The following is a 12,897-nucleotide window of genomic DNA, read 5'->3' on the forward strand; positions in this document are numbered from 1 at the left end:
TATCCATGTTGGACGTAAGTAGGTCGGCCAACCGATACTCGGTCTGCCAATGTGATCGCCGTTACAGGAGCAGACATGACTGCGACCCTCGGGTTTTTGACAGTGGGAGTCTTCCTCGCACTGACGTTGTGGACGCGCGCGTCAGTGCTGATCTGTTTGGTCTTGGTGCCCATCGCCTTTGCCGTGATCGGCGGTTACGGCTCGCAGCTCGGGACCTTCATCGGCGAGGGTGTGCTCAAGGTCGCCCCGGTGGCGGTCATGATCGCCTTTGCCGTTCTGTACTTCTCCCTGATGGTGGACCTGGGCCTCTTCGACCCGGTGATCAAGCGTGTTCTGAGTTGGGCTGGCGGAGATCCGATGAAGATCACCGTCGGCACCGCGATCGTCACGCTTCTCGTGGCCCTAGACGGTGACGGGGCGTCCACGTTTCTGATCGCGGTGTCGGCCTTCTTGCCGATCTACCAGCGCATCGGCATGCGTCCCCTGGTTCTCACCGGGGTGGTGGCGTTGGCGGCAGGCGTGATGAACATGATCCCGTGGGGCGGTCCGACGGTCCGCGCGATGGCGGCGCTTCATCTGAGCAACGCCGATTTGTTCATTCCCGTCCTGCCGGCCATGGGCGCGGGCATCGCGTGGGTGCTGCTGGCGGCGTACCTGATCGGCCGCCGAGAGCGGTCCAAGATCGGTGTCTGCGAGGTGGACGAAACCTCACCCACCGACGATCTGGCCGCCGTCAAGCGCACGCCTAGTGGACCGGGAACTGTGCACGAGCATGATCTGTCGACGCGGCAGCGACTGGTCACGCGTGGTCGCCAGGTCTTCAACGTCGTCTTGACGGTCGCCTTGGTGATCGTGTTGCTCTTCCAACTGCTCCCGCTGGAGGTCGCCTTCGTCGTGGCGTTCGCCCTGGCGGTGGCGGTCAACATGCCGACGTGGCAGCAGCAGCGCGAGCTCTTCGAGAAGCACGGCGGCAACGTCGTTTTGGTGGTGTCGATGATCTTCGCCGCCGGCGTGCTGACCGGCATCCTGTCGGGGACCGGCATGATCAAGGCGATGGCCGAGGGCCTCGTCGGAGTAGTTCCCGACAGCGCGGCAGGCCTGCTGCCGGTGATCACCGCCGTTCTCTCGATGCCCTTGAGTCTGGTGTTCACGCCCGACGCCTTCTACTTCGGAGTCTTGCCCGTGCTCGCCGAGACCACGGCGTCGTTCGGCGGAGACCCTGCTGAGGTCGGCCGCGCCGCGATCCTGGGCCAGATGACGACCGGCTTCCCGCTCAGCCCGCTGACCGCGTCGACGTTCATTCTCGTTGGCATGGCACAGGTGGAGCTGGGCAAGCATCAGCGCTACATCTTCGGGTGGGCGTTCGCCACGACATTGGTCATGACCGCGGTGGCGCTGGCGACCGGCGCCCTCAGCCTGTGAGAGACGAGAGGACTGCCGTGCCCACCGTGGTTCGATTAGGCACCGGCGCGGGATTCGCCGGTGACAGAATCGATTCCGCCGTAGATCTCGTTCGCGGCGGCGATCTGGACGATCTCATCTTGGAATGTCTCGCAGAGCGGACCATCGCCCTGGCGCAGGCCCGCAAGGCGACCGATCCGTCGCAGGGATACGACCTGTACGCAGAGGAACGCTTCCGTGCCCTGCTACCCGAGACCATTCCGCGCGGGGTCCGAATCTTGAGCAATCTCGGCGCGGCGAACCCGCTCGAGGCTGGGCGGTTGGCCATCACGGTCGCCGAAGAACTGGGCCTGGCCTGCCGCGTCGCCGTCGTCACCGGCGACGACGTGCTGGACCTCGTCGACCAAGAAGCACCAGCGCTCGAAGACGGCAAGCCGTTGGGATCGCACGGTCAGATCGTCTCCGCCAACGCGTATCTCGGCGCCGAGAGCCTCCTTCCCGGCCTTGCCGCAGGAGCCGACGTCGTCCTGACGGGCAGGGTGGCCGACCCATCACTGTTCGTCGCCGCACTCATCGACCGATTCGGGTGGGATCCCGCCGACGAAGCACGGATGGCCGCAGCCACGCTGGCGGGCCATCTGCTCGAATGCGGTACCCAGGTCAGCGGAGGCTACTTCGCCGATCCCGGCTACAAGGACGTACCGGGGCTCGCCGAACTCGGATTGCCGTACGCCGACGTCTCCTCCGATGGGTCGATGGTCATCGGAAAGCTGGCTGGCACCGGAGGATTGATCGATCACCGCACCGTGCGCGAACAACTGCTCTACGAGCTCGGCGATCCCGGTGCCTACGTCACACCGGATGTGACGCTCGACGTCTACTCCGTGTCGGTGCGCAACGTCGGAACCGACCGCGTGCACGTCAGTGGCGCGGTGGGACACCGCCCCCCCGATCAACTGAAGGTCAGCGTCGGATATCGCGCCGGCTTCCGCAGCGAAGCCGAGATCTCGTACGCCGGGCTCGGCTGCGTCGACCGCGCACGATTGGCCGGCGACATTGCGGCACAACGAATCCGGCGAACCGGGATCGACCCGCGGGTCGAGGTCATCGGCACCCTCGACGACCCGAACACCATGGCCGACGGCGAATGCCGGCTGCGGGTGGCCGCCATGACGGCCGACGCGGACCACGCGCGCCACGTCAACCACGAAGTCGAAGCGCTCTATCTCAACGGACCCGCGGGCGGCGGCGGTGTCCGCACCACGGTCACCGACGTCATCGGAATCCTGTCGACGTTCATCGACCGCGCCGCCGTCACATCGAGCACCGAGATTCTGGAGACGACGTGAACACCGTGTTCCTACGCGAACTCGCGCACGCGCGCGCCGGCGACAAGGGTGATACGGCCATCCTGTCGCTGTTCCCTCTCGACGACCACGACTACGACTGGCTCCGAACACATGTGACGGCGGAGCATGTCAAGAGCCACCTCGCCGACTACGTCACCGGGGACGTCGTGCGCTACGAGGTTCCGTCGATCTGCGGGTTGCAATTCGTTTGTGCCAACGCGCTCGACGGCGGCGTCACCACGTCGCTGGCTCTCGACAGCCACGGCAAGTCGCTGAGCTCGCGGCTACTCGGCATGCGGATTCCGAGCCCGGACTGACGGGGGCAAGTACTCGCGGGATTTAGCTGTGGACGCCTCGACGCCGATGCCGTCCGCCCGCCGAAGAAGCGACGAACACTCCGCTACCTGGTTCTATCACGTCCGCCGGCGCGAAGAGTCTGGTAAGCGAGTCGCTTGACGGAATTCGCCGGGGACACGATGATGAGCCGGTGAGCGACGGAGCTGGCGGTAGCCTGCTGCTCCGATGGTGGCGCCAGCACGATGACTACGAGTGGCGGATCGAGTTCCTTCGAAGCTCCGGAATGTTGTCGGTGCTGCGATATGTGATCGCCGGTATCGGTGCGATCATGGGGACGCTCGCAGCGGTAAACGTCTTCGTTCCTCCCATCTCCGACGGTCTGGTGATTCGGATCGGCTGGGCCGTGGTGGCGGTGGGTTCCCTCGGATGGGCGGCGCGTTGGGCGCTGCTCCCCTGGCCCACCGCTCGGCAGTCGGCGGCGCTGGTGGTATTCGTCGATGCCCTCATGACGCTGTCGGTGGTGCTGTTCGGCGATCCGCACCTCGCGATGTCGGGTATCCCCCTATTGCTTTGTGCGGGCGGTTATGTCGTGTTCTTCCACGGTCCGCGGTTGCACCTGGTCCACATCGCCTGGTGCGTGGCTGCGGTCGTGGCTGTCGCCGTGTGGTTGGCTTCCACGACACCGGCCAACGGGCTGCAGTTGGCTGCCTCCCGCGCCGTAATCGCCCTGTTGGTCACCGTGTGCATCCTGCCGGCGCTGCAGTTCGGATTCTGGTTGCTACAGAGCAGTTCGATGCAGTCCTTGACCGATCCCCTGACGGAACTGACCAATCGTCGCGGTCTGGCGGCGTCGGTGAAGCGACTCACGGACGGGGTGCATCCAGATGCACACTTGTGTGCGTTACTCATCGACGTCGATGGCTTCAAGGGAGTCAACGACACTCTCGGACACGCTGTCGGTGACGACGTGCTCATCCGCACGGCACGCCGGATCCGTGCGAGCGTGCGCGCGGACGCCGTCGTCGTGCGCTGGGGCGGCGAGGAATTTCTGGTGGTGGACCGCATTCCGGTCGGTCAAGCCGCGACGGTCGCCGAGCGGATCCGTTCGGCGGTCTCTGCGCCCGGCCAGCCCGGCATTACGGTGAGCGTCGGCATGGCCATCTGCACGCGATCCGATTCAGACCTCGACGACGTGATCACCGCTGCCGATTCGGCGATGTACGAGGCCAAGGCCTGCGGCGGTAACCGCGTCGTCATCGTCACCGAGGGCCCGTCGCTGTCCTGAGATCGCCTCACCCGATGCGGATCAGCTTCTTGTTGATGAACTCGTCGATGCCGAAGCGGCCGAGTTCACGTCCAAAGCCGGACCGCTTGACGCCGCCGAACGGCAGCTCGACGCCATCGGCTCCGACCGCGTTGACGAACACCATGCCCGCCTCGATCTTGTCGGCGACGCGCGTGGCCTGGTCGGGATCGGTGGTGAATAGGTATGAGCCAAGCCCGAACGGCGTGTCATTGGCCAATTCGATGGCTTCGTCTTCGGAGCCCACCTCGTACACGGTGGCCACGGGACCGAACAGTTCCTCCTTGGCCGACGGTGCGGTAGGCGACACATTGGTCAAGACTCCCGGTGGGAAGTACGCGCCGTTCCGCTCCCCCAGCGTGGTCATCGTTGCGCCGTCGTCGACAGCGCGCTTGACTTGTTCGTCGAGGCGCTTGGCTGCGGCCACCGAGGACAGTGGGGCCAGTCCGTCGGTCTTCTCAAGCATCTTCTTGGTGAACTTGTCGAGGAAGGCGTCATAGATCTCCTCGGCGACGATGATGCGCTTGGCGGCGTTGCAGGCCTGCCCGGTGTTCTCCATCCGGCCGTCGACTGCGGCTTGCACCGTCGCGTCGAGGTCGTCGGCGCTGAGCACGATGAACGGGTCGGAGCCGCCGAGTTCGAGCACGACCTTCTTGAGGTTGCGGCCGGCGATCTCGGCGACCGCCGCTCCCGCACGCTCGGAGCCGGTGAGCGAAACCCCTTGTACGCGTGGGTCGGCGATGACTTTAGCGATCTGCTCATTGGTGGCATAGATGTTGACGTAGGCGCCCTCGGGGTACCCGGCATCGAGGAATATCTGGTGCAGCGCGGCCGCTGATTCGGGGCATTGCGGGGCGTGTTTGAGCACGATGGTGTTGCCAGCGGCCAGGTTCGGCCCGGCGAAGCGAGCCACCTGGTAGTACGGGTAGTTCCAAGGCATGATGCCGAGCAGCACGCCCACTGAGCCGCGCCGGATCAACGCCGAACCGTCACCGTCGAGGAGGTCGATGGGCTCATCGGCGAGGAACTTCTCGGCGTTGTCGGCGTAGTACTGGTAGATCATCGCGCTGAAGTCCACCTCTCCAAGCGCCTGGTCCAGCGGTTTGCCCATCTCGCGCTGGATGATTGCGGCCAATTCGTCGCGACGCTCCGTATGCAGTCCGGCGACCGTGCCGATCAGGGCGGCGCGCTCGGCGATCGTGGAGCCTCGAGACCACTCGCGGTGAGCTCTTGCAGCGTTCGCCACGGCCCGTTCGACCTGTTCGTCGGTCGCTGTCGGGTACTCCTTCACCACGCCGCCGGTCGCCGGATCGGTCACCGCGTACAAGCTCATGTCGATGTCGCCTTTCGTTTCTGGTTGAGGAAAGTCGGTCAAATCCGTTACAGGGCAGTGCTTATGACCTGGCGGTTTGGGCGGACGCGCTTGTCGCGAATTCGATCTGGTAGCGGCGACGGTCGGCTGCCGCGACGACGAAGTCGAACAGCCCTTGTTCATGGCCGGCGATGTCGGCGTCGTCTTCGGGATGCCATTGCACGGCGAGAGCGGGGGCGTTGGCGTGTTCGACGGCTTCGATGCATCCGTCGTCGGCGCGCCCGACCACGCGTAGCCCGTCGCCCAACTGGTCGAGGGCCTGATGGTGGTAGGAGGACACGTCGAAGAGGTGTCCGCCCATTGCGGCGGCGGTAGCGCTTCCCGCCTTCAACGTCACCCGGTGCATTCCTTGACGGTGCGCCACGGTGGTCTCGCTCAGATGCTGCACCAGGGTTCCGCCGAGTGCGACGTTGAGGATCTGCATGCCGCGGCAGATTGCCAGGAACGGGACGTGCAGATCGAGAAGGGCTCCTGCGAACGAGATGTCGTAGGCATCCTGGATTGCGTCGGTCTCCTCCGTGCGCTCACCGCGGGGTTGCCCGTAGGTGGCGGGGTCCACGTCGGCACCACCGGGGATGACCGCGCCGTTGGCGTGCACCAGTCGGTCACGCACCGCATCGCCGGGCGGGAGCAAGAATGGGTCGCCGCCAGCGCGGAAGATCGCCTCGCAAATCTTGTCGGCAGCCACCACCCCGGAGCGGCGCAGCCCCGCGATCGTGGTGGAGCGGATTGCGGGGACGGCGATGAACGGCCGAGTCACGGTGCCTCTGCCTGCACGTCACGCAGCGGGAAGTCCAGGTCGGGCATCCACCGTTGCCACACTCGTTCCAGGGACCCGTCGTCGATCGATTCTTGCAGTGCCGCATCGAGTTCGGCGCGGATGGCGTCGTTGCCCTTGGCGACGGCTATCCCCCATCGGTTGCGGGTGGCGATGGTGAATGCGACCTCGAGGTCGGGTTCGTTCCCAACGGGGAGCAGGGCGACGTCGTCGTCGACGAACCCGTCGACGTGCCCGGCCCGCAGTGCGGCGATCATGTCGCCGAAGACGTCGTCGGTGCCCTCGAAGGGGACCGTGATGACACCGGGAAAGGTCTTGGCGAGTGTCATGTTGGTGCTGCCGGCTATGGCGCCGACCCGCTTGCCTGCCAGGTCTGCTGGGCTGGTGATCTCGGATCCCGCGCGTGTCAGCAGGGATTCGTCGAAGACGGCGTAGGGACTGGTGAAGTCGACTAGGGCGGACCGTTCGGGCGTGATTCCTTGTCCGCACCAGACGGCGTCGCCGCGTCCCTCGTTGACGGCCGGAATCATGTCGCTCCAGCTAGTGATCACCCACTCGACTGGTCGGCCGAGTTTGGCGGCCACGTTTTCGGCCGCCGACGGTTCGTAACCGTGCCGGGCCCCGTCGGGGGCGGCCTTGTCGAACAGCGGCGGTGCGGACAAGTCGACACAGATCAGTCGCAAGGGTTGATTCACAGGTACTCCAAGTACATTTCGCGGTCGAAGTCGGTGACGGCTCCGCACGCGCGGGCCCATTCGTCGGTTTTGACTTCGGCGTATTGGTCGGCCAGGTCGGTGGGCAGGCAGCCGCTGATCACCGGGTTGTCGTTGAAGGCCGCGATGGCGTCGCCGAGGGTAAGCGGCAGCTGAGCGTGGATGGATTCTGCGCCGTAGCTGCTGCCGACTTGGGCTTCACCGGGGTCGGTGGCGTTGTCGAGGCCGTGCTTGATGGCTGCCAGCAGGGCGGTGTGCGACAGGTACGGGTTGACGCTGGCGTCTGGGATCTTGTACTCGAGGCGGCCAACGGCCGATAGCCGCACGGTGCACGTCTTGTTGTCCATGCCCCAGTTGACGGTGGTGGGGGCGAATTGGCCACCGTCCCAGAATCGTTTGTAGGAGTTGACCGTCGAGGCCATGATGGCGATCGAGCCAGCGGCGTGCGCGAGCAAACCGCCGAGGGCGTGCACGCCGACCTTGCTCAGGTGCAGGTCTCGGCGACCCGCTTCGGCGAACACGTTCTCCTGCCCCTTCCACAGGCTGACGTTGTGGTGGCAGCCGTTGCCCATCGATCCTTGGGCCGGCTTGGGCATGAAACTGGCCTTCACGCCGACCTCGCGGGCGACCTGGTGACAGATCTGGCGGTAGGTGATGAGGCGGTCTGCGGTGAGGAAGCAGTCGTCGAACTGCCAGTTGAGTTCGAGCTGGCCGGGATCTTCGTAGTCGCCTTCGATCATGTTCAGGCCGAGTTGCTGGGCATAGCCGATAACCTTCTTGAAGATCGGGCGCATGAGTTCGAGGTTGGCGGTTTGGTAGGCGGCGCTGCCCCCTGGTCGCACCGGGACGTCCATTCCTGGTCCGTACCACGTCATCTCGGGTTCGCATCCGCTCTTGAGGACGAAGCCGGTCTCCTCGGTGAAGGCGCTGTGCGCGCGGCGCAGCGTGGCGCGGCTATCCAACCCGAGGTAGTCGCCACCAATCTCAGCGATGTGATCCGGTTCGTAGGCGGTACACAGGAACCGCGCAACGCTCGTATCCCAGGGCAGCACCGCGAACGTGTCGAGGTCGGGAAGGCCGGTCAGTTCCGCCGCTTCGACACCACCTCCGAGCAACCGACCGGTGCGGTCGCTGTGCAGATCCGTCATCGCCGTGCGATGAAATTGGACACCCTTCTCCAGATTGCGGCGAAGATGCTGGGCGGGAACCACTTTGGCGACGGTGCGGCCAGTCAGCGTGACCAGCTGGTAGTAGATGAATTCGACGCCCCGATCGGTGATGACGGATTCGATCTCGGCGATGCGCGCGTCGGTGGTGTTGACGTGGCGGTGGTGATCTAGTGCGGTGGTTGTCATGTCAGGCTTTCTGGTCTCGGGCGGGCGAAGGTTCACAAGGGGGCCAGCGCTGAGCGGGCGGCGTCGACGGCGTTGCGGTAGTGCAGATTCTGGGTCGAAGTGGGTGAGATCATCACCACCCCGACCGGCCGACCACCCCGGTAGTAGCCGACGACGGTCCCAGCCTCGGCGTGCTCGTGGCCCGGTTCGCCGAGGGAGCCTTCGATGACTTGAATGGCGTCGGCGTCCCCGGGTGATCCGTACCCCTGTATCCGCAGGTCGTATTGATCGCTCCAGAATGACGGCAGCGGGCAGAACCTGTCGGTGTCGTCGGGACGACCGGCCAGGTCGGTTAGCAGGGTCCGTGCGGCGCGTTTCGCGGTTTCGGTGGGGATGCACCAATGTTCGATCCGGCGTGCGACGCCGGTCGCCGGATCGGGAAACCGGGCAATGTCACCGACTGCCACTAGGGGTGCCGGCGCGTCGACCCGCATGTGGTTGTCGCACAGTACGCCGTCGGTGACGTCAATCCCGTTGCCCGCCAGCCATTCTACGTTCGGATGCGAGCCGACGGATTCGATGAGTACGTCGGCGTAGACGGCACTGCCGTCGGTCAGCATGGCGCCGGTCAACCGATCGGGGGCGTCGCGGCGGCTGAGCAACGACTGGATGGAGACGCCGGTGTGCACTGCCACACCGTGGAACTCGTGAACCCGACGCAGTGATTGACCAAGTCGTGCACCGAGCGGCCGGACCATCAGTGCTGAATTCGGTTCGACGATGTGGACGTTGCATCCGATCGAGCGCGCGGTGGCCGCCACTTCGCATCCGATGAATCCGCCACCGACGACCACCACGTTCGTGTCCAGGCGCAGGGCGGCTCGCAGCGCGACCGCGTCGTCGAGGGTGCGGATGACATGGCGCCCGACACGCGGGCCGGGCATTTCAAGGCGCCGCGGCCGTAGGCCGGTGGCGATCACCAGTCCGTCGAAGCCGAGTGTTGCGCCGTCGCCAAGGGTCAGGGTGCGGGCGCCCAGGTCGGCGGCGAGGACGGTTTCCCCAAGGCGCCAGGTGACGTCGGCGGTGTTCTTGCGTTGCCGGAAGGCCACGGCCTGGTGCCAGACGTCGATGCCCGAGTTGGTGTCATCGCGGTGCTGGGCCAGCACGTCCTTCGACAGCGGCGGCCGGTTGTAGGGCATGTGCGGTTCGGCGCCCACCACGGTGAGCTGGCCACTGAACCCTTGTGCGCGTAGCTGTTCGGCGGCGCGCAGGCCGCCCATGGAGGCACCGACGACGACGATGTGCTCCGACATGGTCACTCGTCCTGCAGCAGGATGGCCTGGACGGGACAAACGTCGGCGGCTTCTTCCACCTCGTCGAGCACGGCTTCGTCGAACTCCGTGTCGTAGTCCAATTTGCCATCGTCATTGAGCCGGAAGACCTTGGGGGCGGCGATGGTGCACTGGCCGTGGTCGTCGCACAGGGCGCGGTCGACGTGAACCTTCATGATGGGTCTCCTCGTTGGTTGGAGTGGTTGACTAGATGCGGTCGAAGGCAATGGGCAGGTGGATGGGCCCGGTGTTGCCGCTGAGCGGCAGCGAGGTAGCGGTGCCGTTGATGCGCGGATTCTTGAGCCGGCTGGCCAGCAGCGGCAGCGCCTCACTCATGTCGCTGCGGGCCACGAAGTGGCCGAGGCAATGGTGCATGCCACCGCCGAACCCGAAGTGTGGTGGACGTTCCGCCTGCAGGTCGAAGGGCTCGCCGTCGATGACCCGCGGATCGGTGCCCGCCGATTCGGACAGCAAGTGGATGGTGGTACCGGCGACGATGTGCAAGCCCTGATAGTCGAAGTCCTCCAACGCTTCCCGGGTCACCCAGGTCACGGTCGGGTTGACGCGCATGACTTCCTCTACGGCGGCCTTGCCTAATTCGGGGTGCCGGGCCAACAGGTCCCACTGGTCGGGGTAGGTCATGAAGGTCTGCAAGGCCAGGCCCAGCTGGTTGCGCGTGGTGTCCATGCCGCCGAAGATCAGGAGCACCAGCGCGACCCGCAGTTCGTCGCGGCTGAGGTGTTCGCCATCGCGTTCGGCGAGGACGAGCCGGCTGACGAAGTCGTCGCGGGGGTGTTCGGTGCGGTCGGCGATCAACTCGTCGGCATAGCCGTAGAGGCCCGCCAATGCGGTTTCCACACGGTCGAGATCCTGCTTGAGCGTCACACCAAGGGCCAAGCCGATGTCGTTGGACCAGGCCGCGATTCGCCGCCACTCGGACTCGTCGATGCCGAGCATGATCGCGATGACCCGGGCGGCGTAGGGCTCGGCGAATTGGGCGGCGAAGTCGCAGTGCCCGTCGGCGTAGAAGTCGTCGATCAACTCGTTGGCCAATGCCTGGAATCGCGGTACCAGTCCCCCGATGAGCTTCGGCGAGAAGGCGGGGTTCATCAGTCGGCGCAGCCGGTGGTGATCTTCACCTTCGATGTTGAGTAGCGCTCGGCTCCACCAGTGCGCGAAGGCCCCTTCGGTAACACCGTTGTGAGCCGGCCAGGCCCAGCTGCCCTGGCGTAACCGGCGATCCTTCATGAGCTTGCCGACTTCGTCGTAACGCAGCACGGCAAGGCCGTATGGCGTACGCGCGTACCAACTTTGCTCCCGTGCAGCCCGCACCTCGCCGGATTGCACCGAGAACGCCGGGTCGGCCAGATTCAGGTACGGGGCGTCGGTCAGTTGATCAGTGGACATCGACGCCTCCCGTGCGCTCGGACGCCACCACGGGCGGGCCGGCCGGCGACGCGGGGATGGCATCGCCGTAGGGCGCACTGCCGTGGTCGTGGGAGCGGGCCAGCGCCATGTAGATCGCGCCAAGGGTGATGACGAGCACCGACATGACCAGCACCGTGTAGTTGTCGTACCACGGGGCATCCGGCGTGCGCGGCCAGCAGATGTTGACGATGGCGGCGACGCCGTAAACGAAGGCGCCGACGTTGATCGGCATCCCCCACCGCCCCAGGTGGTACTTGCCGGTTGGCGTCCAACCCTTGATGCGGGCGCGCAGCGCGGCCAGAACCACCATCTGGAAGGCGATGTAGATGCCGACCGATCCGAAGCTGATCAGCTTGGTCAACGCGTCGGTCGAGATGACGGAGCCCACGACCAGCACGGCGGGGATGACGGCGGCGACGAGCAGCGCAGCGGGAGGCACGTGGCGTTTCTGGTCGAAACGCGACCACAGCGCCGAGCCGATGATCATGCCGTCGCGGGCATAGGAGTAGATCAGCCGGCTGGCAGCGGCCTGCAGGCTCAGTGCGCAGGACACGAACGAGATGAGCACGACGCCGATGACGATCTTGGAACCCACCGAGCCGAACGCGGTAGTCAGGATCGTGGAGATCGGGTCTGCGTCGGTGCCGTCGATGACGGAGCCGAAGTCGACCACCGACAGCACGAGGCTCAGGCAGACGAATGTCGCTGCGGCACCGCCGATGTAGATGGTGCGCTTCATCGACTTGGGGATCTGCACTCCGGGGTTCTTCACTTCTTCGGCAACGTCGCCGCACGCTTCGAACCCGTAGTACTGGAAGACGCCGATGAGGCTGGCGGCGAGGAAGGCGTAGAGGAAGCTGTGCGAGCCTTGGGCGCCAAAGCTGTCGAACAGCACACCCAGGTTGTGGTGACGTTGGGTCACCAGCAGCCATGCGCCCACGACCAGGGCGCCGACCAACTCGGCGGCGAAGCCGAAGATGGCGACGTAACTCAAAATCTTGGTGCCGCCAAGGTTGATCAGGGTCGCGAGCACCAGGATCACGAGCGCGCACCAGATGGTGGCGTGCACGGTGGCCTCGAAACCGAACACCGCCCCGACGAATGGCCCTGCGGCATATGCCACGCCGGCGATGGTGGCCAGCAGCGCGAACAAATAGACCCAGCCGGTCATCCACGCCCACTTGCGCCCCCACAGCCGGCGCGCCCACGGGTAGACGCCGCCGGCCACGGGGAACTGGGCGACCACTTCGCTGAACACCAGCGCCACCAGGAACTGGCCGGCACCGGCGATGAGCAGACTCCAGATCATCGGCGGTCCGGCCGCGGCAAGGGCGAACGCGAAGACGGTGTAGATCCCGACGACCGGGGATAGATAGGTGAACCCGAGCGAGAAGTTCGCCCACAGGCTCATGTCGCGCTTGAACTCGGACTCGAATCCCAACGCCGCGAGTTGCGCGTCGTCGTCGCCGTCAGGCGTGGGCATCTTTGGCATTGGACTGTCTTTCGTCGGTGACCGGGACTTCAGTCGTTGCGAGGGCCTGAGTGAGGGGCTTCATGTGGGCCCGATCACATGATCGTCTAAACATAAAGC

At 65.4% G+C, this 12,897-nt stretch carries 12 protein-coding genes; 4 read left to right on the top strand and 8 right to left on the bottom strand.

The genetic code is table 11. The features are described 5' to 3' along the window. Window positions 1-75: 75 nt before the first annotated feature. The 4 genes from N536_RS0110925 to N536_RS0110940 all read left to right on the top strand — a co-directional run bounded on the left by N536_RS0110925 (window position 76) and on the right by N536_RS0110940 (window position 4,332). On the top strand, window positions 76-1,422 hold the full coding sequence (locus N536_RS0110925) for a CitMHS family transporter (RefSeq protein WP_029113645.1): 1,347 nt from the start codon (window positions 76-78) through the stop codon (window positions 1,420-1,422). 17 nt (window positions 1,423-1,439) lie between these two features. After that, window positions 1,440-2,750 carry an acyclic terpene utilization AtuA family protein gene (locus tag N536_RS0110930; RefSeq protein ID WP_029113646.1) on the top strand — a complete coding sequence of 437 codons (1,311 nt, stop codon included), beginning with the start codon at window positions 1,440-1,442 and terminating at the stop codon, window positions 2,748-2,750. Then, window positions 2,747-3,067 carry a hypothetical protein gene (locus N536_RS0110935; RefSeq protein WP_029113647.1) on the top strand — a complete coding sequence of 107 codons (321 nt, stop codon included), beginning with the start codon at window positions 2,747-2,749 and terminating at the stop codon, window positions 3,065-3,067. The genes N536_RS0110930 and N536_RS0110935 overlap by 4 nt, the downstream gene beginning before the upstream one ends. A 170-nt stretch (window positions 3,068-3,237) precedes the next feature. Further along, window positions 3,238-4,332 (top strand): diguanylate cyclase, encoded by a 1,095-nt coding sequence (locus N536_RS0110940; RefSeq protein WP_029113648.1) that lies wholly within the window; start codon window positions 3,238-3,240, stop codon window positions 4,330-4,332. 7 nt (window positions 4,333-4,339) lie between these two features. On the opposite strand, the gene N536_RS0110945 is transcribed toward N536_RS0110940, so the two are convergent. From N536_RS0110945 to N536_RS0110980, 8 genes are all read right to left on the bottom strand, one after another. Further along, the gene (locus N536_RS0110945; RefSeq protein ID WP_029113649.1) at window positions 4,340-5,683 is read right to left on the bottom strand and encodes an NAD-dependent succinate-semialdehyde dehydrogenase; all 1,344 of its coding nucleotides are present in this window, start codon (window positions 5,681-5,683) and stop codon (window positions 4,340-4,342) included. 61 nt (window positions 5,684-5,744) lie between these two features. Continuing rightward, on the bottom strand, window positions 5,745-6,482 hold the full coding sequence (locus tag N536_RS38055) for a gamma-glutamyl-gamma-aminobutyrate hydrolase family protein (RefSeq protein ID WP_051574406.1): 738 nt from the start codon (window positions 6,480-6,482) through the stop codon (window positions 5,745-5,747). Beyond that, window positions 6,479-7,195, bottom strand: a complete 717-nt coding sequence (locus tag N536_RS0110955) for an ABC transporter substrate-binding protein (protein WP_029113650.1) — start codon at window positions 7,193-7,195, stop codon at window positions 6,479-6,481. Before N536_RS0110955 ends, N536_RS38055 begins: the two co-directional genes overlap by 4 nt. Beyond that, the gene (locus tag N536_RS0110960; RefSeq protein WP_029113651.1) at window positions 7,192-8,568 is read right to left on the bottom strand and encodes a glutamine synthetase family protein; all 1,377 of its coding nucleotides are present in this window, start codon (window positions 8,566-8,568) and stop codon (window positions 7,192-7,194) included. Before N536_RS0110960 ends, N536_RS0110955 begins: the two co-directional genes overlap by 4 nt. 32 nt (window positions 8,569-8,600) lie before the next feature. Continuing rightward, window positions 8,601-9,860: an NAD(P)/FAD-dependent oxidoreductase gene (locus N536_RS0110965; protein WP_029113652.1), complete on the bottom strand. Its 1,260-nt coding sequence runs from the start codon at window positions 9,858-9,860 to the stop codon at window positions 8,601-8,603. Window positions 9,861-9,862: 2 nt separating this feature from the next. Then, window positions 9,863-10,054 (bottom strand): ferredoxin, encoded by a 192-nt coding sequence (locus N536_RS0110970; protein ID WP_029113653.1) that lies wholly within the window; start codon window positions 10,052-10,054, stop codon window positions 9,863-9,865. Between the two features lie 31 nt (window positions 10,055-10,085). Next, the gene (locus tag N536_RS0110975; protein WP_029113654.1) at window positions 10,086-11,285 is read right to left on the bottom strand and encodes a cytochrome P450; all 1,200 of its coding nucleotides are present in this window, start codon (window positions 11,283-11,285) and stop codon (window positions 10,086-10,088) included. After that, the gene (locus N536_RS0110980) at window positions 11,275-12,789 is read right to left on the bottom strand and encodes an APC family permease (protein ID WP_051574422.1); all 1,515 of its coding nucleotides are present in this window, start codon (window positions 12,787-12,789) and stop codon (window positions 11,275-11,277) included. Before N536_RS0110980 ends, N536_RS0110975 begins: the two co-directional genes overlap by 11 nt. Window positions 12,790-12,897 lie beyond the last annotated feature (108 nt).

It is taken from the genome of Mycobacterium sp. URHB0044 (genome assembly GCF_000620625.1).
Classification (GTDB): Bacteria; Actinomycetota; Actinomycetes; order Mycobacteriales; family Mycobacteriaceae; genus Mycobacterium.